At 59.7% G+C, this 22,299-nt stretch carries 22 protein-coding genes; 7 read left to right on the plus strand and 15 right to left on the minus strand.

Annotated features, from left to right (window positions below):
• Positions 1-76 precede the first annotated feature (76 nt).
• The 6 genes from tauC to KKQ10_RS11595 form a co-directional block, all read right to left on the minus strand.
• Positions 77-910 (minus strand): taurine ABC transporter permease TauC, encoded by an 834-nt coding sequence (gene tauC, locus KKQ10_RS11570; RefSeq protein WP_215501176.1) that lies wholly within the window; start codon positions 908-910, stop codon positions 77-79.
• Entirely contained in the window at positions 907-1,701 is a 795-nt protein-coding gene (gene tauB, locus KKQ10_RS11575; protein ID WP_215501177.1) for a taurine ABC transporter ATP-binding subunit, read from the minus strand. Before tauB ends, tauC begins: the two co-directional genes overlap by 4 nt.
• A gap of 16 nt (positions 1,702-1,717) precedes the next feature.
• Positions 1,718-2,695, minus strand: coding sequence for a taurine ABC transporter substrate-binding protein (gene tauA / locus KKQ10_RS11580; RefSeq protein WP_215501178.1), 978 nt, complete (start codon positions 2,693-2,695; stop codon positions 1,718-1,720).
• Between the two features lie 210 nt (positions 2,696-2,905).
• Positions 2,906-4,489, minus strand: a complete 1,584-nt coding sequence (gshA, locus tag KKQ10_RS11585) for a glutamate--cysteine ligase (RefSeq protein ID WP_215501179.1) — start codon at positions 4,487-4,489, stop codon at positions 2,906-2,908.
• A 315-nt stretch (positions 4,490-4,804) separates the two neighbouring features.
• Positions 4,805-5,188 (minus strand): PaaI family thioesterase, encoded by a 384-nt coding sequence (locus tag KKQ10_RS11590; protein WP_007917925.1) that lies wholly within the window; start codon positions 5,186-5,188, stop codon positions 4,805-4,807.
• Positions 5,188-7,512 (minus strand): Tex family protein, encoded by a 2,325-nt coding sequence (locus KKQ10_RS11595; RefSeq protein ID WP_215501180.1) that lies wholly within the window; start codon positions 7,510-7,512, stop codon positions 5,188-5,190. The genes KKQ10_RS11590 and KKQ10_RS11595 overlap by 1 nt, the downstream gene beginning before the upstream one ends.
• Before the next feature lie 358 nt (positions 7,513-7,870).
• Between KKQ10_RS11595 and ompR the strand changes: the two genes are divergently transcribed.
• Together ompR and KKQ10_RS11605 are read left to right on the plus strand one after the other, a co-directional pair.
• Complete coding sequence (gene ompR, locus KKQ10_RS11600) at positions 7,871-8,611, plus strand: osmolarity response regulator transcription factor OmpR (protein WP_064585484.1); 741 nt, start codon at positions 7,871-7,873, stop codon at positions 8,609-8,611.
• A gap of 111 nt (positions 8,612-8,722) precedes the next feature.
• Positions 8,723-10,036 carry an ATP-binding protein gene (locus KKQ10_RS11605; RefSeq protein WP_003220639.1) on the plus strand — a complete coding sequence of 438 codons (1,314 nt, stop codon included), beginning with the start codon at positions 8,723-8,725 and terminating at the stop codon, positions 10,034-10,036.
• Between the two features lie 103 nt (positions 10,037-10,139).
• On the opposite strand, the gene rimK is transcribed toward KKQ10_RS11605, so the two are convergent.
• Together rimK and rimB are read right to left on the minus strand one after the other, a co-directional pair.
• Positions 10,140-11,045, minus strand: a complete 906-nt coding sequence (gene rimK, locus KKQ10_RS11610) for a 30S ribosomal protein S6--L-glutamate ligase (RefSeq protein ID WP_007949201.1) — start codon at positions 11,043-11,045, stop codon at positions 10,140-10,142.
• Positions 11,042-11,521 (minus strand): retropepsin-like aspartic endopeptidase RimB, encoded by a 480-nt coding sequence (gene rimB / locus KKQ10_RS11615; protein WP_003220644.1) that lies wholly within the window; start codon positions 11,519-11,521, stop codon positions 11,042-11,044. Before rimB ends, rimK begins: the two co-directional genes overlap by 4 nt.
• A gap of 216 nt (positions 11,522-11,737) precedes the next feature.
• Between rimB and KKQ10_RS11620 the strand changes: the two genes are divergently transcribed.
• The gene (locus tag KKQ10_RS11620; RefSeq protein WP_215501181.1) at positions 11,738-12,145 is read left to right on the plus strand and encodes an RNA-binding S4 domain-containing protein; all 408 of its coding nucleotides are present in this window, start codon (positions 11,738-11,740) and stop codon (positions 12,143-12,145) included.
• A gap of 64 nt (positions 12,146-12,209) precedes the next feature.
• On the opposite strand, the gene KKQ10_RS11625 is transcribed toward KKQ10_RS11620, so the two are convergent.
• The gene (locus tag KKQ10_RS11625) at positions 12,210-13,013 is read right to left on the minus strand and encodes a phosphatase PAP2 family protein (protein ID WP_215501182.1); all 804 of its coding nucleotides are present in this window, start codon (positions 13,011-13,013) and stop codon (positions 12,210-12,212) included.
• Between the two features lie 105 nt (positions 13,014-13,118).
• Here KKQ10_RS11625 and hslO point away from each other — a divergent pair, with 105 nt between their 5' ends.
• Together hslO and KKQ10_RS11635 are read left to right on the plus strand one after the other, a co-directional pair.
• Entirely contained in the window at positions 13,119-14,021 is a 903-nt protein-coding gene (gene hslO / locus KKQ10_RS11630) for an Hsp33 family molecular chaperone HslO (RefSeq protein WP_127648519.1), read from the plus strand.
• 181 nt (positions 14,022-14,202) lie between these two features.
• A complete protein-coding gene (locus KKQ10_RS11635; protein ID WP_215501183.1) occupies positions 14,203-15,744 on the plus strand; it encodes a phosphoenolpyruvate carboxykinase in 1,542 nt (513 codons plus the stop codon).
• A gap of 120 nt (positions 15,745-15,864) precedes the next feature.
• On the opposite strand, the gene KKQ10_RS11640 is transcribed toward KKQ10_RS11635, so the two are convergent.
• From KKQ10_RS11640 to KKQ10_RS11665, 6 genes are all read right to left on the minus strand, one after another.
• The gene (locus tag KKQ10_RS11640) at positions 15,865-16,464 is read right to left on the minus strand and encodes a putative adenosine monophosphate-protein transferase Fic (protein WP_215501184.1); all 600 of its coding nucleotides are present in this window, start codon (positions 16,462-16,464) and stop codon (positions 15,865-15,867) included.
• Positions 16,464-16,634, minus strand: a complete 171-nt coding sequence (locus KKQ10_RS11645; RefSeq protein WP_127648522.1) for a YhfG family protein — start codon at positions 16,632-16,634, stop codon at positions 16,464-16,466. The genes KKQ10_RS11640 and KKQ10_RS11645 overlap by 1 nt, the downstream gene beginning before the upstream one ends.
• Complete coding sequence (locus KKQ10_RS28385) at positions 16,631-16,852, minus strand: hypothetical protein (RefSeq protein WP_252191579.1); 222 nt, start codon at positions 16,850-16,852, stop codon at positions 16,631-16,633. The genes KKQ10_RS11645 and KKQ10_RS28385 overlap by 4 nt, the downstream gene beginning before the upstream one ends.
• Before the next feature lie 76 nt (positions 16,853-16,928).
• A complete protein-coding gene (locus tag KKQ10_RS11655; protein ID WP_215501185.1) occupies positions 16,929-17,228 on the minus strand; it encodes a hypothetical protein in 300 nt (99 codons plus the stop codon).
• Between the two features lie 364 nt (positions 17,229-17,592).
• Complete coding sequence (locus tag KKQ10_RS11660; protein WP_215501186.1) at positions 17,593-18,720, minus strand: lipase family protein; 1,128 nt, start codon at positions 18,718-18,720, stop codon at positions 17,593-17,595.
• 95 nt (positions 18,721-18,815) lie between these two features.
• A complete protein-coding gene (locus KKQ10_RS11665; protein WP_215501187.1) occupies positions 18,816-19,103 on the minus strand; it encodes a hypothetical protein in 288 nt (95 codons plus the stop codon).
• A gap of 290 nt (positions 19,104-19,393) precedes the next feature.
• Between KKQ10_RS11665 and KKQ10_RS11670 the strand changes: the two genes are divergently transcribed.
• Both KKQ10_RS11670 and KKQ10_RS11675 read left to right on the plus strand, forming a co-directional pair.
• Positions 19,394-19,897, plus strand: coding sequence for a polysaccharide deacetylase (locus KKQ10_RS11670; protein WP_215501188.1), 504 nt, complete (start codon positions 19,394-19,396; stop codon positions 19,895-19,897).
• Between the two features lie 397 nt (positions 19,898-20,294).
• A complete protein-coding gene (locus KKQ10_RS11675) occupies positions 20,295-22,223 on the plus strand; it encodes a RecQ family ATP-dependent DNA helicase (protein WP_215501189.1) in 1,929 nt (642 codons plus the stop codon).
• Positions 22,224-22,299 lie beyond the last annotated feature (76 nt).

Here is a 22,299-nt window from a genome sequence, read left to right on the forward strand (position 1 = left end):
ACAGTCAACGCTGTGGTGAATGACACACCGCAATCGCGAGCAGGCTCACTCCTACAGGGGATCCACATCAAATTTGTCAGTGTGCCTGGCCGTGCCACGGCACCAGTTTGCGCTGCAGGGCGCGCAGGCCCATTTCCATGGCGAACGCGATCAGGGCGATGACCAGAATCCCCAGCACCACCACATCGGTAACCAGGAACTGCGCGGCCGACTGCACCATGAAGCCCAACCCACTGGTGGCGGCGATCAGTTCGGCGGCGACCAGCGTCGACCAGCCAACCCCCAGACCAATGCGCACGCCGGTGAGAATGTCCGGCAGGGCGCTGGGCAAAATCACGTGGCGGATCAGCTGGGCGCGAGTGGCGCCCAGCGACTGTGCAGCACGCAGTTTGGCCGGGTCGACGGTGCGCACGCCAGTCGCGGTAGCGATGGCAATCGGTGCGAAAATCGCCAGGTAGATCAGCAGCACTTTCGACAACTCACCGATGCCGCACCAGATCACGATCAGCGGCAGATATGCCAGTGGCGGAATCGGCCGGTAGAACTCGATCAGCGGATCGAGCACACCACGGGCGATACGGTTGGCGCCGATGGCAATGCCCACCGGCACAGCGGTCAGAATCGCGAAACCGAGGCCCAGGCCAATGCGGCTCAGGCTCGCGCCCAGGTGCTGCCACAAGGTCGAATCCATGTAGCCCGTGGTTGCCAGCAACCAGCCTTTTTGCAGCACGGCGGACGGTGGTGGCAGGAACAGCGGTTCGATCAAACCGCTGGCGGTCACTGCCCACCAGATCACCAGCAAGACGAACAAGGTCAGCAGGCTGATCCAGCGCGTGCTGAGGCTGCGGCGCACGGGAATCGCCACCGATGGGGTTTTCACCGCCGGGGCGGAAACGTCGTAACTGCTCATGCGCGCTCCTGCCGCTGAACGGCGCTGCGTTGCGAGAACACTTTGCTCAGCACGTGCTCGCGGGTTTCGATAAACCGCGGGTCGGACTTGATCGCCCGCGCCGACTCACCGGCGGCGTACCGCTGACCGAAATCCAGGTGCAGACGCTCGACGATCTGCCCCGGATTCGGCGCCAGCAGAATCAGGTCAGTGGCGAGGAACACCGCTTCTTCGATGTCGTGGGTAATCAGGAACACCGGTTTGGCGGTGCGCTGCCAGACTTGCAGCAACAGCTCCTGCATCTGTTCGCGGGTGAACGCGTCGAGGGCGCCGAAGGGTTCGTCCATCAGCAGCACGCGCGGGTCGGCGGCGAGGGCGCGGGCCAGGCCGACGCGTTGTTTCTGGCCGCCGGAGAGCTGCCAGATACGGCGATTTTCAAAGCCTGTGAGATCGACCAGCGCGAGCATTTCCCGGGCGATTTTTTCGCGCTTGTCCTTGGCGACGCCGGCCAGTTCCAGGCCGAAAGCGACGTTGGCCAGCACGTCCTGCCAGGGCAGCAGAGCGTCGTCCTGGAACACCACGCCACGTTCGGCGCTCGGACCTTTGACCGGCTCGCCGTCGAGGGTGATGCGCCCGGCGCTGGGTTCGACGAAGCCGGCAATCAGGTTCAACAGCGAGGTCTTGCCACTGCCGGACGGGCCGAGGGCGACCAGCAACTGCTGAGGCCCGAGGGTCAGGGAAATGTCCGCCAGCACAGGTTCCAGGCTGCCGGGATACTGTGCGCTGATGCGCTCCAGCTGTAGCAAGGCCATCGCGGTTACCTCCCGATCAGTGGGTGATGTATTTGGCGCTGACGTACGGCGCGTAGTCCGGCAGTACGGCTTCGACCTTGCCTTGCTCCTTGAGGAACGCGGCGGTGTCGGTGATGGCCTTGGTGGTTGGTGTGCCGAGGGTGATCACTTGATCAGCCGCCAGCGGGTAGACGTTGCCTTGCAGCAGCAGCGGAATGTCGCTGGCCTTGGCGCCGGAGAGTTTCACCAGTTTGTCGACGTGGGACTGATCGGCGAGCCAGGCTTTTGGATCCTTGCGGTAGTCGGCGTAGGCGTCGAGGGTGACCTTGGCGAACGCGGTGACGATGTCCGGGTGCTTCTCGGCGAAGTCCTTGCGCACGATCCACGCATCGAACGTCGGCGCACCGAATTTGGCCAGTTCGCCGGAGGTGATCAACACCTTGCCGTTTTCCTTGGCGACACCGAGGGCCGGGTCCCAAACGTAAGTGGCATCGATGTCACCGCGTTTCCACGCGGCGATAATCGCTGGCGGGGCAAGGTTGAGTACGGTGACTTTCGACGGATCGATGTTCCAGTGCTTCAGCGCCGCGAGCAGGCTGTAGTGACCGGTGGACACGAACGGCACGGCGATTTTCTTGCCGACCAGATCCTGCGGGGTCTTGATGCCGGAACCGTCGCGAGCGACCAGTGCTTCGGCGGCGCCGATCTGTGTGGCGATGAGGAAGGTTTCCACCGGGACCTTGCGGGTGATGGCGGCGGTCAGCGGGCTGGAACCGAGGTAACCGATCTGCACGTCACCGGAGGCGATGGCGGCGATGATGTCGGCGCCGTTGTCGAACTTGCGCCAGCTGATGTCGGCCTTGGTGGCTCGCTCGTAAGCGCCATCGGCCTGCGCGACTTTCGCCGGGTCAACGGTGGTCTGGTAAGCGACGGTGAGGTCGGCGGCCTGCGCCAGAAAGCTCGCAGCAGCCAGCGAGGCCACGGCCAGCAGGCGAAGCGGGAAATTCAGTTTCATGGGGGAGTGCTCCAAATCAGGCGACCGACGATCGGCGTGAAAGGAGACTAAATGATCTAAGAAACTAAAAATAAATAACTTTTTAGACTTAGCTTATGAGCGGAAAAATCTAAAGGATCAAAAGATCGCAGCCTGCGGCAGCTCCTGCATGGGATCAATGTTGATCCTGTAGGAGCTGCCGCAGGCTGCGATCTTTTTTATCGACAACGCTTAATTGCTGATCGCCAGAATGCTCGCCTGATACGACCCGACAAACACGTCGAAATCGCCAACCTCGTTCTGCTCCAGCTCCGCTTGCTGTGCCAGCGACGAACGTGCCAGCGCCTCAAACTTCGCTTGTTCATCGGCGCTCAACGGCTCACTGCGGAAGAATTCAGCATGCGCCTGGCTCTGACGCAGGGAGAATTGCGCGAAGCTTTCCTTGTGCTCGGCCATCGCGGCCAGCACCTGCGCCGACGGAGTCAGGGACGGGTTGCTGACCTTGGCCAGTTGTGCGTCCAGTGCCTTGCTGTGCGCCTCGCCGCCATGGCTCTGATCGAGCAGGGCTGCCAGCGGAGCGATTTTTTCCAGCAGTTCGCCTGCCCATTCCTTGAGGTCGACCGCCTGACCGTCGCGCTGCAATTGCAGGCCCGGACGGCGACCTTCCTTGACCACGCTGAGGAAGTTCGAAGTGGCGTTGCCGCACGTGGTATTGGTCAGCAGCGGACTGTCGTTCAGCGCGCAATACAGCAGGAACGCGTCGAGGAAGCGCGACTCGGTGACGTCGATACCCATCGGCAAGAACGGGTTGATGTCCAGGCAGCGCACTTCGACGTACTGGATGCCACGGGCCATCAGCGCCTGGATCGGCCGCTCGCCGGTGTAGGTCACGCGTTTCGGGCGGATGTTGGAGTAGTACTCGTTTTCGATCTGCAGGATGTTGGTGTTCAACTGAACCCATTCGCCATCCTTGTGCGTGCCGACTTCAACGTACGGCGCATACGGCGTGGCCACGGCTGTGCGCAGGCTGTCGGTGTAGCTCGCCAGATCGTTGTAGCACGGCGTCAGACCGGCCTGGGCGTTGCTCTGGTAACCGAGGTCGCTCATGCGCAGGCTGGTGGCGTACGGCAGGTACAGGGTGTCCGGATCCAGCTGTTCCAACTGGTGCGAACGGCCGCGCAGGAAGCCGGCGTCCAGTGCCGGCGAGGCGCCGAACAGGTACATCAGCAACCAGCTGTAGCGGCGGAAGTTGCGGATCAGCGCGATGTAGGACGACGACTGGAAATCACGGTCGGTGCCGACGAAACCCTCGGCTTCGCGCAGCAGTGGCCAGAGCTTTTCCGGCAGGGAAAAGTTGTAGTGAATCCCGGCGATGCACTGCATGGTCTTGCCGTAACGCAGGGCCAGGCCCTTGCGGTAGACGTACTTGAGCTGACCGATGTTGGAGGTGCCGTAATAGGCGATCGGGATGTCTTCCTCGGCCGGCAACGGGCACGGCATCGATGGACTCCACAGGTACTCGTTGCCGAGCTTGCTGTAGGCGAAGCGATGAATCTTGTCCAGGCTCGCCAGGGTGTCAGCCGGGTCGGGCAGGGCGGGCGTGATGAATTCCAGCAGCGACTCGGAATAGTCGGTGGTGATCTGTTCATTGGTCAGCGCGGAACCCAAGGCTTCCGGGTGCGGCGTTTGCGCCAGTCGACCTTCGCTGGTCACGCGCAGGCATTCACGTTCGATACCGTGGAGGCACTGTTCGAGCAGAGAGAGGTTGGCGCGCTCGCCGAGCAGAGCCAGGCGGCGGTTGAGAAGTTCGCTCAATTTGGATTCCTTCACGCGTCAGTCGCCCCAATATGGGGGTGGGCAGGACGGTCTACAAGGGTGAAGTTGAAACTGGCGTTTTCGCCTGGTTTTTAGCGGCAGGCCATTTGCCGGTCGGTCAAGAACTGCACAATCCCTGTGGGAGCTTCTGTGGCGAGGGGGCTTGCCCCGTTGGGTTGCGAAGCAACCCCAAAATCTCTGAGTTTCCAAAATTTTTGTGAGTGCTAAGCACTCAAACGGGGGCGAGCCCCCTCGCCACAGGTGCTCCCCACAAGGTTCGTTGCGCCGAAATTAACTCAAATTGATGACGACAAGCTACAACACAGCGAACGTGCCTTGCGCTTTTGCGACCAGTTTGTCGCCCTGCATCACGTCGGCCTCGACCACCAGCGTGCGGCGGCCTGGGTGGATCACCCGGGCCGTGCACAGCACCTCGCCGTCGGAGACGGCGCGGATATAGTTGATCTTGCACTCGATGGTCGCGCTCTGCTGATCGAAGCCGTGAGTGCTGGAACAGGCCAGCCCCATGGCGATGTCGACCAGACTGAACAGCGCGCCACCGTGCAACTTGCCGCCACGGTTGCGCAGTTCGGGTTCCAGCACCAGGGCGACTTGCGCCACCCCGGTTTCCAGGCTGTGCAGGCGGCAGCCCAACAGCTTGAAAAACGCGCTCTCGACGAGCCCGGCCGGAATTTCCATCAACGTTTCTTCAACTGCTTGGCGTTGGCGAACAGCGAAGCCATGGCGTTGTTCACCGGCGCTGTGGTAGCCGTTTCCTTGCGCGGCGCGTTGCCCGAAGACTGGCGCGGTGCCGAGCCCGGACGTGAGCCACGGGCACCGTCGATTTTCTCGCCCGGGGTGTCGCTCATGCGCATCGACAGGCCAACGCGTTTGCGCGGGATGTCGACTTCCATGACCTTCACTTTCACCACGTCACCGGCCTTCACCGCTTCGCGTGGGTCCTTGATGAACTTCTCCGACAGCGCCGAGATGTGCACCAGACCGTCCTGATGCACGCCGATGTCGACGAATGCACCGAACGCGGTCACGTTGGTGACGACACCTTCGAGGATCATCCCCAGTTGCAGGTCTTTGAGGTCTTCGACGCCTTCCTGAAACTCGGCGGTCTTGAACTCTGGACGCGGGTCGCGGCCCGGTTTTTCCAATTCTTGCAGGATGTCAGTGACGGTTGGCAGACCGAAGGTCTCGTCGGTGAATTTCTTCGGATCCAGGCGCTTGAGGAACGCGGCATCGCCGATCAGCGAGCGAATGTCGCGGTCGGTTTCAGCGGCAATGCGCTGCACCAGCGGATAGGCTTCCGGGTGAACGGCCGAGGAATCCAGCGGGTTGTCGCCGTTCATCACGCGCAGGAAGCCTGCCGCCTGTTCGAAGGTTTTTTCACCCAGACGCGCGACTTTCTTCAGCGCCGCACGGGTTTTGAACGCGCCGTGTTCGTCACGGTGGGCGACGATGTTCTGCGCCAGGGTCGCGTTGAGGCCGGAGATCCGCGCCAGCAATGCCACCGAAGCGGTGTTCACATCGACGCCGACGGCGTTCACACAGTCTTCGACCACCGCATCCAGACCGCGCGCCAGTTTCAGCTGCGACACGTCGTGCTGGTACTGGCCGACGCCAATGGATTTCGGATCGATCTTCACCAACTCCGCCAGTGGATCCTGCAGGCGGCGGGCAATCGATACCGCGCCACGGATCGACACGTCCAGATCCGGGAATTCCTTGGCCGCCAGTTCCGACGCCGAGTACACCGATGCGCCCGCCTCGGACACCATGACCTTGGTCATCTTCATCGCTGGATATTTTTTGATCAGCTCGATCGCCAGTTTGTCGGTTTCGCGGCTGGCGGTGCCGTTGCCGATCGCGATCAGGTCAACCGAGTGCTTGGCGCACAGGGCGGCCAGGATCGCGATGGTCTGATCCCACTTGTTGTGCGGCACGTGCGGGTAAACCGTGGCGTGATCCAGCAGTTTGCCGGTGGAATCCACCACCGCGACCTTGCAGCCGGTACGCAGGCCCGGGTCGAGGCCCAGGGTCGCGCGTGGGCCGGCCGGAGCGGCCAACAGCAGGTCGTGCAGGTTGTGGGCGAAAACGTTGATCGCCTCGGTTTCGGCGCCGTCGCGCAGCTCGCCGAGCAGGTCGGTTTCCAGGTGGGTGTAGAGCTTGACCTTCCACGTCCAGCGCACCACTTCACCGAGCCATTTGTCGGCCGGGCGGTTCTGGTTCTGGATGCCGAATTGCTGGCCGATCATGCCCTCGCACGGGTGCATGGTGCCCGGCAGTTCGTCGCCGACTTTCAGCGCAGAGCTGAGGATGCCTTCGTTGCGACCACGGAAAATGGCGAGCGCGCGGTGCGACGGCATGCTTTTCAGCGGTTCGTCGTGTTCGAAGTAGTCGCGGAACTTGGCGCCTTCTTCTTCCTTGCCGGCGATGACGCGGGCGCTGATGGTCGCTTCCTGCTTGAGGAAGTTACGCAGCTTTTCCAGCAGGCTGGCGTCTTCGGCGAAGCGCTCCATCAGGATGTACTTGGCGCCTTCGAGCGCAGCCTTCACATCGGCCACGCCTTTTTCGGCGTCGACGAAACGTGCGGCTTCGGCTTCCGGGGTCAGGTTCGGGTCGTTGAACAGGCCGTCTGCCAGCTCGCCGAGGCCGGCTTCCAGGGCGATCTGGCCCTTGGTGCGGCGCTTCTGCTTGTACGGCAGGTACAAGTCTTCGAGGCGGGTCTTGGTGTCGGCGAGCTTGATGTCGCGCTCAAGGGCTGGGGTGAGTTTGCCTTGCTCTTCGATGCTGGCGAGGATGCTGATGCGCCGTTCGTCGAGTTCTCGCAGGTAGCGCAGACGCTCTTCCAGATGACGCAGTTGGGTGTCATCGAGGCTGCCGGTGACTTCTTTCCGGTAACGGGCGATGAAGGGAACGGTAGAGCCTTCATCGAGTAGCGCGACGGCCGCTTCGACCTGTTGCGGGCGTACGCCGAGTTCCTCGGCGATGCGGCTGTTGATGCTGTCCATAAAACCACCTGACATATTGTGAAAGCAGGCTCGCAGGCACGGAAATAAAGGCCCGGAGTCTGGTTGAGCGGCTAGAAAATTGCCGCTGCCTGGGTCAAAAGGCTCCCCATTGACCCGTGAAATCGAACAATTACTGCGCAGGCCCGGAAAAAATCGCGGCCACCTGCGGTAACGATTCAGACGTTGCCTGGCACAAAACGCCGCGCATTATAACCAGCGTTCTGTCATTCGGGGGTGTAGCAGTCTGTAGGCATAAACCCCGGTTTTCTGGCAGTGAAGGAAAAATCTGCTAACAATGCACACGGTGCGTATAACGGCAGCTACGCCATAATGCGCGCCGAGCTAAAAGGAGCATCCAATGAGCAGCACTGTAAATAATGCTGAAGGCGAAAAAATTCTTATTGTTGACGACGATCCGGGTCTGAGCAGCCTGCTGGAACGTTTTTTCGTCAGCAAGGGCTACCGTGCCCGCACCGTACCGAACACCGAGCAGATGGATCGTCTGCTGTCGCGTGAAGTGTTCAACCTGGTCGTCCTCGACCTGATGCTGCCGGGCGAAGACGGTCTGACCGCGTGCCGCCGTCTGCGTGCCGCGAACAACCAGATTCCGATCATCATGCTCACCGCCAAGGGCGATGAGATGAGCCGTATCAAGGGCCTGGAACTGGGCGCCGACGATTACCTGGCCAAACCGTTCAACCCGGACGAGCTGATGGCTCGGGTCAAGGCAGTACTGCGTCGTCAGGCCGCGCCGGTGCCGGGTGCGCCGGGCAGCGAAGACGAAAATGTCACCTTCGGTGATTACGTATTGTCGCTGGCGACCCGCGAATTGAAGCGTGGCGACGAAGTGCACATGCTCACCACCGGTGAGTTTGCGGTACTCAAGGCCCTGGTGATGAACGCGCGTCAGCCGCTGACCCGCGACAAACTGATGAACCTGGCCCGTGGCCGCGAGTGGGATGCCCTGGAGCGTTCCATCGACGTGCAGATTTCCCGTCTGCGCCGGATGATCGAACCCGACCCGTCCAAACCACGCTACATCCAGACTGTCTGGGGCGTGGGCTACGTGTTCGTACCGGATGGCACCGCCACCAAGTGATCGGTGATTTGTAGGAGCGGGTCTGCAGGGTGGTCGATTGACCGTGTCCACAGACTCGCGATCCGCAATATGCGAGCATGGCTCGCTCCTGCAAGTGTGTAACGGTTAGCGATGAAAACCCCCGTCTGGTTCCCCCAAAGTTTTTTCTCCCGCACCCTTTGGCTGGTGCTCATCGTCGTGCTGTTTTCCAAGGCGCTGACCCTGGTTTATCTGTTGATGAACGAGGACGTGCTGGTGGATCGCCAATACAGCCACGGCGTCGCTCTGACGCTGCGCGCCTATTGGGCCGCCGATGAGGAAAACCGTGCAAAGATTGCTGATGCTGCAACCCTGATCCGGGTGGTCGGCGCCGGTGTGCCGGAAGGCGAGCAGCACTGGCCGTACAGTGAAATCTATCAGCGCCAGATGCAGGCGGAGCTGGGGGCCGACACCGAAGTGCGTTTGCGCATGCATTCGCCACCGGCGTTGTGGGTGCGCGCACCGAGCCTCGGTGATGGCTGGCTGAAAGTGCCGCTTTACCCGCATCCGTTGCGCGGGCAGAAAATCTGGAACGTGCTTGGCTGGTTCCTGGCGATCGGTTTGCTGTCGACCGCGTCGGCATGGATTTTCGTCAGTCAGCTCAACCAACCATTGAAGCGTCTGGTGTATGCCGCACGGCAACTCGGCCAGGGCCGCAGCGTTCGTCTGCCGATCAGTGACACACCGAGTGAGATGACCGAGGTGTATCGCGCCTTCAACCAGATGGCCGAAGACGTTGAGCAGGCCGGTCGCGAACGCGAGCTGATGCTGGCGGGGGTGTCCCACGACTTGCGCACGCCGCTGACCCGCTTACGGCTGTCACTGGAGCTGATGGGCGATCGCAATGACCTGACTGACGACATGGTGCGCGACATCGAAGACATGGACGCGATTCTCGACCAGTTCCTCGCGTTCATTCGTGATGGTCGCGACGAGTCGGTAGAAGAGGTGGACCTGAGCGATCTGGTGCGTGAGGTGGCAGCGCCGTACAACCAGAATGAAGAGAAAGTACGTCTGCGTCTGGAACCGATCCAGCCGTTCCCGCTGCGTCGGGTGTCGATGAAGCGTCTGCTCAATAACCTGATCGGCAACGCTCTGAACCATGCTGGCAGTGGTGTCGAGGTCGCGGCCTATGTGTCCGGTGACACCAGCGCGCCGTATGTGGTGCTGAGTGTGATGGACCGTGGCGCGGGGATCGATCCGTCGGAGCTTGAGGCGATCTTCAACCCGTTCACCCGTGGCGACCGCGCGCGGGGCGGCAAGGGTACCGGGTTGGGGTTGGCGATCGTGAAGCGGATTGCGTCGATGCATGGCGGCAATGTCGAGCTGCGCAACCGGTCCGGGGGCGGGCTGGAGGCGCGGGTAAGGTTGCCGTTGGGGTTGATGCTTCCTCGGGATGCGGTATAGAAGCAGCTACAAGCTACAAGCTACAAGCTACAAGCTACAAGCTACAAGCGGCAAGCAAGAGCGACTTTACTTGTCGCTTGGGGCTTGCCGCTTGAAGCTGGCTTTAGCCCTTGCCTTTGGTACGGGTCATATTCGGCCCGCCATTCTTCTCAAGGTGCTCGATGATGATCCCCGCCACGTTCTTGCCGGTGGTGGTCTCGATCCCTTCCAGGCCCGGTGACGAGTTCACTTCCATCACCAGCGGCCCGTGATTGGAACGCAGGATATCCACACCCGCCACTGCCAGGCCCATGACCTTGGCCGCACGCAATGCGGTCATGCGTTCTTCCGGGGTGATCTTGATCAGGCTGGCGCTGCCGCCGCGGTGCAGGTTGGAGCGGAACTCACCCGGTTTGGCCTGACGCTTCATCGCCGCGATCACCTTGTCGCCGACCACGAAGCAGCGGATGTCCGCGCCGCCGGCCTCCTTGATGTATTCCTGGACCATGATGTTCTGCTTCAGGCCCATGAACGCCTCGATCACCGACTCCGCCGCCGTCGCTGTTTCGCACAGCACCACGCCGATGCCCTGGGTGCCTTCCAGCACCTTGATCACCAGCGGCGCGCCGTTGACCATGTCGATCAGGTCGGGAATGTCGTCCGGCGAATGGGCGAATCCAGTTACCGGCAGGCCGATGCCGCGACGCGACAGCAGTTGCAACGAACGCAATTTGTCCCGCGAGCGGGCGATGGCCACCGATTCGTTGAGCGGAAACACCCCCATCATTTCAAACTGGCGCAACACCGCGCAGCCATAGAACGTCACCGACGCGCCGATCCGCGGGATCACCGCGTCGAAGCCTTCCAGCGGTTTGCCGCGGTAGTGGATCTGCGGCTTGTGGCTGGCGATGTTCATGTAGGCGCGCAAGGTGTCGATCACGACCATTTCATGCCCGCGTTCGGTGCCGGCTTCGACCAGACGACGGGTGGAATACAGACGCGGATTCCGCGACAGCACAGCGATCTTCATGCAACACCTGTGGAGGAGGTAGATACCGGGAACACCGGCTTGTCTTGTACATATTTGATGCCCGGATTGACCACCAGCTGGCCGTCGATCAAGGCTTTTGAACCGAGCAACAGGCGATAGCGCATGGACTTGCGGCAGGCGAGGGTGAACTCGACGGCCCACACCCGATCACCAAGGGCCAGGGTGGTGCTGATCACGTAGCGCACCTGGGCCTGGCCGTTGGAGCTTTTAATGGTTTTGCGCGTGACCAGCGGTGCTTCGCAGCGCCGGTGACGCAATTGCACGACCGTGCCCAGGTGCGCGGTGAAGCGCACCCACTTCTCGCCGTCGCGTTCGAACGGCTCGATGTCGGTGGCGTGCAGACTGGAGGTGCTGGCGCCGGTGTCGATTTTCGCCCGCAGGCCGGCGACTCCCAGATCCGGGAGCGCCACCCACTCGCGCAGACCGACAACGGTCAAATGGTCAAATGTCTTCAAAGGTACTCAACCGGCAGAAACCGCTCGGGCCGCGTACGGCCGAATTCGCGGTATTCACGCAGAATAATGGTTAAAAGGCGACAGATATCTACGGCCCGGATCGCCGACGCCAGCAGCAGGCGTCGGGTGGTGCGCATTGTAATCCGGGACGGCGTAATTCATGGCACGACAGAAACGGTAGTACAGTTCATCAATATTTCAGAATGAGGAAATTCCATGGCACAAAAAAGCGAAGAGGACGACAAGGTCCGTCTCGATAAATGGTTGTGGGCGGCGCGTTTTTATAAAACCCGAGCCTTGGCCAAAGCCGCCATCGAGAGTGGCAAGGTGCATTGCCGAGGGGAGCGCTGCAAGCCTGGCAAAGAGCCACGCATTGGCGACGAATTCCAGATTCGCACCGGTTTTGAAGAACGTACGGTGAAGGTTGAAGCCTTGTCGATCGTGCGTCGCGGCGCACCCGAGGCGCAGGCGCTGTATACCGAGACCGAGGCCAGTGTTGCCAAGCGTGAAGCGGCTGCGGCGATGCGCAAGGCCGGGGCGTTGAGCGTGAGCACCGACGGCAAGCCGAGCAAGAAGCAGCGGCGGGATCTGTTTAAATTTCGTGGTAGCAGTAACGACAACTAGTTTGCGTCGAACACCATTGTGGCGAGGGAGCAAGCTGCCTCGCCACAGGTATTGCACATAACTGTCAGTTTGTAGCGGACACCACACTCATCCGCGAAACCACCGGCAGCTTGCCCAGCAGCGCGAAAATCGGCGCGGTTACCTTCATCCAGAAATTCGCCGCGTGATAGGCAAACGGCGTGTAGTAACCCCAGCCCAACGCCCATACCGCCAGCAGCATGCCGCCGATGTAATCGTCCTGGCCCCAATGCGCGCCGGCCACCAGACGCGGCAGCATGAACAGCAGCGTCAGGCCCCACACCGTCAGGAACTGGCCGGCCGTGCGACTGAACACGCCCATGAACAGCGCCCAGATCAGCAGCACCGAAGCGTGGTCACCGGGGAAGCTCTGGCTGGAGCGATCCTTCAGCTCCCAGGCTTTTTCCAGATGTGGAAAGTAGTCACTGAGGTGCACCGCACCCTCAAGCACCATCGACGGACTGCTGTGCTGCCAGTCCATGGAATCGGCGAATTTGGAAAACAGCGCGCGGATGACCACCATCAGCAGCAGAATCGAGAAAAAACCAAAGAACGCGCGACGTACGTCAATGGCCTTGAACACCCAGTCGCCCTTGATCAGCAGCGTCAGCAGGATCAGCCCGACAACGATGTCGAACGGGCGCAGACTTGCAATTGCCCAGATGTGGAGCCATATGGGGTTGCTGGCCAGTGGTGCATTGAGTGAGCGGAACAGCCACTCGTCGAAAATCACACACAGCATCTGACCCGTAGGCCATAACCAGAAAGCCAGTAGCGCCAATGGCACTACGTTACACAGAACCAGCCGGCCGAGGTTCCACCTTGATTGGAACAAACCCGGATTGTTCATAAAATGCCTCCCGTGGCAGAACATTTGGCACCAAAATGGGTGCCAGGAAGCGCAAATTTTCACGTTTTGTAACCATTTTGTCATCTCATTCAGATACCCAGACCTATGACCGATCTCCCGGATACCGATTACACCCAACGCTTCATCTTCGATGACAGCGACACTCGCGGCGAACTGGTGGCGCTGGAGCGCAGCTACGCCGAAGTCCTCGCCAAGCACCCGTACCCGGAGCCGGTCGCGCAGTTGCTGGGCGAACTGATGGCGGCCGCCTCGTTGCTGGTGGGCACCCTGAAATTCGATGGCTTGCTGATTCTGCAGGCGCGCTCCGAAGGCCCGATTCCGCTGCTGATGATCGAGTGCTCCAGCGAGCGCGAGATCCGTGGTCTGGCGCGTTACAACGCCGAGCAGATCGCTGCGGATGCGACCCTTGCCGACCTGATGCCGGGCGGTGACCTGACCCTGACTGTCGACCCGACGATCGGCCAGCGTTATCAGGGCATCGTCGACCTTGATGGTGAAACACTGTCGGAATGCTTCACCAATTATTTCGTCATGTCGCAACAGGTCGGCACGCGCTTCAAGCTGTTCGCCGACGGCCGTCGTGCCCGCGGCATGCTGCTGCAGCAACTGCCGGCCGACCGTCTGAAAGACGAAGAAGAGCGCGCCGCCAGCTGGCAGCACATCACCGCACTGGCCAGCACCCTGACCGCCGATGAATTGCTGAGCCTGGACAACGAAACCGTTCTGCATCGCCTCTACCACGAAGAGCAAGTGCGCCTGTTCGATGTGCAGAACCTGCGCTTCCGTTGCAGCTGCTCTCGGGAACGCTCGGGCAATGCGCTGGTCAGTCTGGGACTGGAAGATGCGCAGGCACTGGTGGCCGAACGCGGTGGCGAAGTCGAGATCGATTGCCAGTTCTGCAACCAGCGGTACCTGTTCGATGCGGCCGATATTGCTCAATTGTTCGCTGGCGCGGGCGTCGACACGCCGTCAGATACCCGGCACTAAAACGGTTCAGCGCAGGTAAATTCACTGCGTAACGACGGAATTTCGCCGTTACGACGGGAGGACCCTACTCTTTTTGGGCTTTTCTGGCATAATCCGGCCCACTTTTTTCGCGGTAGTAGTGCACGACTTTCTACTACAAAACGTTTGGAGCACACTCGGCCACTGGCCGACGGGGAACCTCATGACGCAAGCCAATAACGCCGTGTACACCGATCTGAGTGTTGATGATCTGGTTAAAGAAGCCCTGCAACGCGGTGAGGGCGAGCTTGCCGATACCGGCGCTCTGGTCGTTCGCACCGGTCATCGCACCGGCCGTTCGCCAGTCGATCGTTTCATCGTTGAAGAGCCTTCCACCCAGGCCGCCATCGCCTGGGGCCCGATCAACCGCAAGTTCCCGGCCGACAAGTTCGACGCGCTGTGGGCTCGTGTCGAGGCGTTCAACAACGCGCAAGAGCACTTTGTTTCCCACGTGCATGTAGGTGCGGCTGAAGATCACTACCTGGCCGTGAAAATGACCACCCAGACTGCCTGGCAGAACCTGTTCGGTCGTTGCCTGTTCATCAACCCGGCCCAGTACAACCCGGCCGGTCGTGAAGAGTGGCAAGTGCTGAACGTGGCCAACTTCGAGTGCGTGCCTGAGCGTGACGGCACCAACTCCGACGGTTGCGTGATCATCAACTTCGCCCAGAAAAAAGTGCTGATCGCCGGCATGCGTTACGCCGGTGAAATGAAGAAAGCCATGTTCTCCGTGCAGAACTTCCTGCTGCCGGCCGCTGACGTGCTGCCAATGCACTGCGCTGCCAACATCGGTGAAGAAGGCGACGTGACCCTGTTCTTCGGTCTGTCGGGCACTGGTAAAACTACTCTGTCGGCCGACGAAAGCCGTTACCTGATCGGTGACGACGAACACGCCTGGGGCGAAGGCGTTGTCTTCAACATCGAAGGCGGTTGCTATGCCAAGTGCATCGACCTGTCCGAGAAGAACGAGCCGGTCATCTGGAAAGCCATCAAGCACGGCGCCGTCCTGGAAAACGTTGTCATCGACGACGCCAAGCACGCCGACTACGCCGATGTCAGCCTGACCCAGAACAGCCGCGCGGCCTACCCGCTGGAGCACGTTGCCAAGCGTTCCGAGAAGAACCTGGGCGGCGAGCCAAACGCTGTGATCTTCCTGACCTGCGACCTGACCGGCGTACTGCCGCCAGTGTCGATCCTCAACGAAGAACAAGCGGCCTACCACTTCCTGTCCGGCTACACCGCGCTGGTGGGCTCGACTGAAATGGGTTCGGGCAGCGGCATCAAGTCGACCTTCTCCACCTGCTTCGGCGCACCGTTCTTCCCGCGTCCGGCTGGCGAATACGCTGAGCTGCTGATCAAGCGCATCCGCGGTTTCGGCTCCAAGGTCTACCTGGTCAACACCGGCTGGACCGGCGGTGGCTACGGCGTCGGCAAACGCTTCAACATCCCGACCACCCGCGCCGTGATCGCAGCGATCCAGAGCGGCGCGCTGATCGGTGCCGCCACCGAACACCTGGACACCATCAACCTCGACGTGCCACTGGCCGTACCGGGTGTTGAAACCAACCTGCTCAACCCACGCAACACCTGGGCTGACAAAGCCGCGTACGACGAGGCTGCCAAGGCCCTGGCCGGTCTGTTCATCGAGAACTTCAAAAAGTTCGAAGTGAGCGACGCGATCAAGGCGGCGGGTCCGAAGTTGTAAGATTGGTTTGTGGTGAATGAAAAAGCCGCCTTTAGGGGCGGCTTTTTTGTGGGCGAAAGGTTAGCAGTTCAACTGCCATTATTCCCGCAGGATAGGGGTACACGGCCAGAATAATGCCACTTAGGGTACGAGTGGCCCGCCAATACAGCTCTCGAAGATATCTTCAAGTCCACGATAATCGCATGTAACGGCATCAACGTTTGCTGGAATCCAAGCGTCTTCCTTGACCAGCCACCAATCAACAGTGAAGCCGGCATTGATGATGATCTGCTCAAAAAGGATGCGCTGGGCGCGACCATTGCCTTCGCGAAAAGGATGAATGATATTTAAGTCGCCATAGGCTTCGGCGATAGCCATGACGAGTTCCTCTTTACTCAATCCCACAAACCATGCAGCACTCTCCATGGCGTGAAATATTTTCTCTGCCTCTGGGAGAATTCTTTCTGCGGTGCAGAAAAAGGTATTCCCCTTCTGAATGTTGACAGTTCGCAGTTGCCCAGCCCAGTCGTAGACATCGCAAAATAGGGTTTTATGGGCATGTTGCAAGATGGTTAGATCATAGGGAGGGGGAAGAAGACGAAATCGACTTACAGCGATCTCTGATAGCTCTCGCTCTGCTTTCTGCAGTTCTTCTTCACAGCGAATATTGAGCAAGTTACGCAGGACATCACTTCCAGAGTAGCAGTAGGGGTCTTGCCCGACCCCGTACTTGTCCACCATTAGCGTGAGTTCTGACGATATTTTTCGATGACTGATTCCCGTGATGGAAGTGGTCTTTCAGCATCGCTACGACTGGTATCGAACCCTTCTAGACGCAGGCTGGCCAAGTAGTTAGACCGACGTACCTTGTCGTAATAAGCCTGCTTTTGCTGAAACGTCAATTTGCTCATGGCATGGGCCTCTTGGTGCAGAACCACAGTGTAGCGCAATCGTATGGGCTGATTGGTTGGGATTTTCGATGCTTGCACGAGCGTTGCCCATCTGAAAATTTAGAGCTTTTTTCAGCCTGCTTACCAACCTCCGATTTGTAGGACGCTCTCTGCTCGCTACGCAGGATCTCGTCCATTTCCTGAACGCTTTCCATCAGTTCATCAAAAAACTTGCTCATGGTTACTCCGATGTTTGATCACGTTTTATTGATCGCTCTCAGGTCAGGCGTGAGAGCGATCCGAACACTGTCAGCGTCAGGCTGGTGCTTTCCAGCCGAGCATCTGCTGCTGCGCAACTTGCAGCAGGTCACAGCCATCCTGCGTCAGCAGATACAGGGCGTGGGTGATGTGGGGGATGTCTTCGACATCGGCCTGTTTGAAACTGAGGCAGTAGAGGGTTTTGAGCAGATCGCTGGAGGCGCGCAGGCGCTGGACGGCGCATTCGAGGATGTCTTGCGGGTTGGCTTCTGTGTCGATGATCAGGGGCTTGGTGTCGGTGAGATTGGATTCGAGTGAGCGGTAGCGATCAGGGGGGAGCGGGTTCCATACTTTCATAGTGTGTATTCCAAATGTCGTGAGGAGTCATCCCACCGTGACCAAGCGATGGGAGGCGAACTGTGTTCGGGTTGGTCAACCGAAGGAACACACAAGTCCGGCACGCTCGAAGGCGTCCCAAACACAGCCACCATTAAGCGTGCAGACATTTGAACTGCCGGCAGCATACAACGGACGCATGTATGTATCCCACCGGGTGACCAAGCCCGAGCCGCTGATTTGGCAGCGACAGTCACGACTATAGGTGTGAGCTAGCGGGTGGCGATAGGCGACAAGGTGTCTGTATTTGTAGGAACGGGACGAACTTCCAATAGGCAAATACCGTAGGATTTTTCGCGCTCTCGTCGATCACCACCCACCTCCCTCAACGAATAGGCCGATACGCCGCCAGATCCAGCACGCTGGTGGTCAGCCCGGTATCCGGTGCATAGATCGCGCCCTTCACCGACGAGAACGGCACGCCTTTGCTGCCCAGCGACACGTAGCGCTCGCCCTGGTCCAGTTCGGTGAACCAGGTGTAGGAGGACTTTTCCATGGCTTTGTATTTCGCGGCGTCCCTGACCATTGCATCGCCGCATTGCTTCAGGTCGGCGTCGGTCAGATTCAGGGTTTTGGTCAGTGGTGTGCCCCAGCGCTTGAGGCAGGTTTCGGCGAAGTGGCGCACGAACTGGCCGGGTTCGGCGAGTACTTTCGGGCCAGCGACGCCGTCGGCGGAGGCGTTGCCGACCAGGGTGGCATGGCGGCCGGGGATCGGGAAAATATGGGTCCGGGTGCCGGTGGCAGTTTGCGGGATGACGCAACTGAAGCCTTTCGAGCGTTCATCACGAGCGTAGAAGCCGACGTACTCTTTGACGTTGGCATTGAGTTTGACCCGGTGTTCCTGGAAGTTGCCGATACCGGGTACCGGGTCAATGGCGAATATATTCACCGGGATGTTCTTGAGAGCACTGTCGTTGTACATGGCGTTGGCCAGCATGTGGCAGCTGATACCGCCGCGGCTCCAACCAACCAGATTCACTTTAGTTGGAAGAATACCGTCCTTGCGGAACGTTTTAATGATCTGTTCCTGTAACTGTTGTTGGGTGATGCTGCGCTCGCCGTAGTTGTATTTACGCCAGAACCAGGAACCTTCGACTTTTACATCTTCAATGGGAATGCCGGCAGCTTTGAGGCGGTTGTATTCCGTCTCGGTCAGTTGCTCGCGCTGCCAGTCGCACTTGCCTTTGATGATGTTCATTGCGTGCAGCACGTTCTCCTCCCAGCCTTTACCGAACAGCGTGCCGCTGAGCCCGTAGTCGGCCGATTTGGTGAACAGCTCGTCGGCCTGCAGGTTGCTGGTGCCGGGGCCATCCACCACGATCCATTCGGCAAATTCGCGACCGGCATGGTGCGAGGCGAGGGTGGACACCAGTTCGCCGTTCCAGTAGTTGTTGTTGGTCGTGTCGAATTGGGTGGAACCGGTGCCACAAAAGAAAATAGTTAATGTCGTCATGAGGTTGCTCTTGATTGATGTAAGAGCAAGCAGGCTAGTTTTTTAAGTTGTTTGTTTGAAGTGTTTAGTTGTTGCTTTATTTGTGGTTGTGTTTTTTATAAAGAGGTCGTTGGTTGCAATTTTGCTACTTCCAAAAGTTCGCAACCGTCCTGGGTCAATAGATACAGTGCGTTGACGATGTTGGGGATGTCTTTGACATCGGCTTGTTTGAAACACAAGCAGTAAAGAGTCTCCAGCAAGTCGCTGGCGGCGCGCAGACGTTGGTGCGCGGCGTCAAGCAGATCGCCATGGCTGGCCTGGGTGTCGATGGTCAGCACCGGATGATCGCTGTAGTTGCTTTTGAGGGGGTGGTAACGAGGGGGCATCGGATCATGCGTGTTCATGGTGAGACGTGTCCTGTACGAAGTCGCTCCAGTGGTTTCAGCCGCGCCGGCCACTATAGAAGTGCGTGGCGAGTCGTCACAAGACCGCCGTGATGGACAGAGTTCGTAGGGGTTTTTCCGAGACTCGGGCATTTGCCCTACAAGGTTTTGTGGGTTTTTCGAGGTGAAACCCTTAGCGCAGAAATTTCCCACGGGATTCACAGGCGTTTCTTGGGAAACCTCTGTATGGTGCGCGCCAGAATCTGTAGGACGTTTCCAAACGTCCGATACGCGCTTAAAGGGAATTGAGTATGCAGTGGCTAAGAATGGCCTCGATTTTATTGCTGTGGGCCAGTGGCTGCCGTTTGGCCGTGGCATCCGACGCTGGCAACGGCTGGATGTTTGTCGATCTGCAACGTACCGGCTGGCCCGATACGCTTTCCAGTCAGGCCAGCATCGATACCGCGTCACGCGCCGAGGTGTTGATGTTCGCTAAAGCCTTGTTGGCGAGCGAAGCGCTGGATGAGAGCGGACTGCAACGGCGGCTGGGTGTTCCGCATGTGCAGCTCAAGTCGATCAGGCAGGTGCGTGACGGTCTGTGGGACCGCTTGCTGAGCACCTATCGCAATGCCAGTCAGGATTGTGACGGGCAACCGTTCTGTCCTCGCGTGCGCAGTGTCGCGGAGCTGCGTCAGTTGGCGGCAGCCTTCACCGGCGACATCAGTCCGGCCCATGCACAGTGGGCGAACAAGAGCCAGGGTGTGCACGAGCAGGTGCTGAATGAGCAACTGCGGGTGGCGGTGCTGCGTCCGTAGCCCGCCGTTGCCGCAAGACTTATGTGGTGGCCGCCTGATCTGCCGTGGCGCACATTGCGAGGGACGGAAGATCATCGGGCACTTGCATGCATCCGCCCAGCAACAGCGACGCGAGGGTAAGAGTGAGGAGTAGTTTCAGTCTGTTGGGCATGTTCATTCCTTGAGTTGATCCACGGATGTCGGCCGTCCTGGCACGACGCTCGTTTCGTGGATGCGGCGCACGTTACCTTCGTTGCAGCCAGGCCTGCGAGAGGCAAATTGTTTCCTTTGTTTGATCCGGTGGCATCCACCCCCGGCGCTGTATCATCCCGTATCGAATTGACCCCGACCTTTTCTCGACGCGCTGCGATCGCCCGCTAGGCTGTTGGCATCACAGCGGTCAACGGAGTGACAGCGCATGCACAACACCCTGGAACAGGTTTTCGGTTATCCACAGTTTCGACCCGGGCAGGAAGCCGCGATCAGCGCCGTACTGGCCGGGCGCTCGGCGGCGGCGATTTTCCCCACGGGTTCCGGCAAGTCGCTTTGCTACCAGGTGCCGGCACTGTTGCTGCCGCACCTGACCCTGGTGGTCTCGCCGCTGTTGGCGTTGATGCAGGATCAACTGGCGTTCCTCAAACGTCACGGCATCAATGCCGGCAGCATCGATTCGGCGCAAAGCCGCGATGATGCCAACGACGTGATGGCTCGTGCCCGTTCGGGTGAGTTGAAGATTCTGATGATCTCCGTGGAGCGTTTGAAGAACGAGCGTTTCCGCAACTTTTTGCAGCAGGTGCCGATCTCGCTGTTGGTGGTCGACGAGGCGCACTGCATCTCCGAATGGGGCCACAACTTTCGCCCTGACTACTTGAAACTGCCGGACTACCAGCGCCAGTTCAACATCCCGCAAACCCTGCTGCTGACAGCCACGGCGACACCGAAAGTGATTGCCGACATGCAGGCCAAATTCGCCATCGCCGAAGCGGATGTGGTGACCACCGGGTTCTACCGGCCCAACCTCAATCTGCTGGTCGAACCGGTGCGGGGTCAGGACAAGCGCCGGCGGCTGGTAGAGTGGATGAGCGCGCGTGCGGGGCAGCCGAGCATCGTCTACGTGACGCTGCAGAAAACCGCCGAACACATCGCCGAGCATCTGGGGCGCAACGGGATTCAGGCCGAGGCCTATCACGCCGGGTTGCCCAATGATCAGCGTGAGGCGATCCAGAAGCGCTTCATGGCCGGACAGTCCAATTGCATCGTCGCGACCATTGCGTTCGGCATGGGTATCGACAAGAGCGACATCCGCAACGTGGTGCATTTCGACCTGCCCAAATCCATCGAAAACTACAGTCAGGAAATCGGTCGCGCCGGACGTGACGGGCAGCCCTCGGACTGTCTGGTGCTGGCCAATCGCGACAGCCTCAACGTGCTGGAAAACTTTGTCTACGGTGATACCCCGGAGCGCGAGGGGATTCGTTGTGTACTGGAGGAAATGCAGGCTGCTGCGGCCGAAGGGCAGTGGGAGTTTCTGCTTGGGCCGCTGGCCGATCAGAGCAACATTCGCTCGCTGCCGCTCAAAACGCTGCTGGTGCAACTGGAGTTGCGTGGCTTGATCGCGCCGCGCTATGCGTATTACGCCGAGTACCGTTTCAAATACCTGCTGGAACCGGAAGTGCTGCTTGAGCGTTTCGCAGGTGAGCGCAGGGATTTTGTCGCCGCCATCATCCAGACTTCCAGCCGTGCACGCACCTGGGCCACGGTGGATTTCGAAGCGATGTACACGCAGTACTCGGCTGAGCGCAATCGGGTGGTGACGGCGCTGGACTACTTCCAGGAGAAAGGCTGGGTCGAGCTTGAGAGCAAGCAGATGACCGAGGTCTACAACGTGCTGCACAGAGATTTCGACAGCGCTGTTTTGAGCGCCGAGTTGCACGGTTATTTCACCCGGCATGAGCAGGCTGAAATCGCCCGGATTCACGCGATGCTCGAGCTGTTCGCCACCGAGCGCTGCCTGGGTTATCGCCTGGCCGAATACTTCGGTGACCACAACGCGCCCGAGCGCTGCGGGCACTGTTCGGTGTGTCACGGGGATATAGCGCGCCTGCCGCCACCGCCGGAACTGCCGGCGCTTGTGGATAAGAGTTTCGCGGCGCTGTGCGGTGATTTTATCCACAGGCACGAGCAGCACACCGGCAGTGTGCCAACGGCGGAGCGCCTGACGCGGTTTCTGTGCGGGATCAGTGTGCCGCTGTTCACCAAGCTCAAGGCGCGGACGATTTCCGGGTATGCGGCGTTGGAGGAGTATCCGTACGCGGAAGTTCGCAGCTGGGTTCACGAACACCTTTGATCTGTCTGCAGGAGCTGCCGAAGGCTGCGATCTCTTGATCTTGCTATCGAAAATCAAGATCAAAAGATCGCAGCCT

This window comes from Pseudomonas sp. MG-9, from assembly GCF_018729515.1.
Lineage (GTDB): Bacteria > Pseudomonadota > Gammaproteobacteria > Pseudomonadales > Pseudomonadaceae > Aquipseudomonas > Aquipseudomonas serboccidentalis.

Bases quoted from the DNA above. Each gene is read 5' to 3' on its own strand.
- KKQ10_RS11590 (WP_007917925.1), bottom strand. From the start codon at position 5,188: ATGGAAATTCCGGCCGGGCTCGTCGAGAGCGCGTTTTTCAAGCTGTTG.
- KKQ10_RS11655 (WP_215501185.1), bottom strand. From the start codon at position 17,228: ATGAAAGTATGGAACCCGCTCCCCCCTGATCGCTACCGCTCACTCGAA.
- KKQ10_RS11645 (WP_127648522.1), bottom strand. From the start codon at position 16,634: ATGAGCAAATTGACGTTTCAGCAAAAGCAGGCTTATTACGACAAGGTA.
- KKQ10_RS11640 (WP_215501184.1), bottom strand. From the start codon at position 16,464: ATGGTGGACAAGTACGGGGTCGGGCAAGACCCCTACTGCTACTCTGGA.
- tauB (WP_215501177.1), bottom strand. From the start codon at position 1,701: ATGGCCTTGCTACAGCTGGAGCGCATCAGCGCACAGTATCCCGGCAGC.
- KKQ10_RS11595 (WP_215501180.1), bottom strand. From the start codon at position 7,512: ATGGACAGCATCAACAGCCGCATCGCCGAGGAACTCGGCGTACGCCCG.
- KKQ10_RS11635 (WP_215501183.1), top strand. From the start codon at position 14,203: ATGACGCAAGCCAATAACGCCGTGTACACCGATCTGAGTGTTGATGAT.
- ompR (WP_064585484.1), top strand. From the start codon at position 7,871: ATGAGCAGCACTGTAAATAATGCTGAAGGCGAAAAAATTCTTATTGTT.
- KKQ10_RS28385 (WP_252191579.1), bottom strand. From the start codon at position 16,852: ATGAGCAAGTTTTTTGATGAACTGATGGAAAGCGTTCAGGAAATGGAC.
- KKQ10_RS11665 (WP_215501187.1), bottom strand. From the start codon at position 19,103: ATGAACACGCATGATCCGATGCCCCCTCGTTACCACCCCCTCAAAAGC.
- tauC (WP_215501176.1), bottom strand. From the start codon at position 910: ATGAGCAGTTACGACGTTTCCGCCCCGGCGGTGAAAACCCCATCGGTG.
- KKQ10_RS11625 (WP_215501182.1), bottom strand. From the start codon at position 13,013: ATGAACAATCCGGGTTTGTTCCAATCAAGGTGGAACCTCGGCCGGCTG.
- KKQ10_RS11670 (WP_215501188.1), top strand. From the start codon at position 19,394: ATGCAGTGGCTAAGAATGGCCTCGATTTTATTGCTGTGGGCCAGTGGC.
- KKQ10_RS11605 (WP_003220639.1), top strand. From the start codon at position 8,723: ATGAAAACCCCCGTCTGGTTCCCCCAAAGTTTTTTCTCCCGCACCCTT.
- KKQ10_RS11660 (WP_215501186.1), bottom strand. From the start codon at position 18,720: ATGACGACATTAACTATTTTCTTTTGTGGCACCGGTTCCACCCAATTC.
- tauA (WP_215501178.1), bottom strand. From the start codon at position 2,695: ATGAAACTGAATTTCCCGCTTCGCCTGCTGGCCGTGGCCTCGCTGGCT.
- hslO (WP_127648519.1), top strand. From the start codon at position 13,119: ATGACCGATCTCCCGGATACCGATTACACCCAACGCTTCATCTTCGAT.
- rimK (WP_007949201.1), bottom strand. From the start codon at position 11,045: ATGAAGATCGCTGTGCTGTCGCGGAATCCGCGTCTGTATTCCACCCGT.
- KKQ10_RS11620 (WP_215501181.1), top strand. From the start codon at position 11,738: ATGGCACAAAAAAGCGAAGAGGACGACAAGGTCCGTCTCGATAAATGG.
- KKQ10_RS11675 (WP_215501189.1), top strand. From the start codon at position 20,295: ATGCACAACACCCTGGAACAGGTTTTCGGTTATCCACAGTTTCGACCC.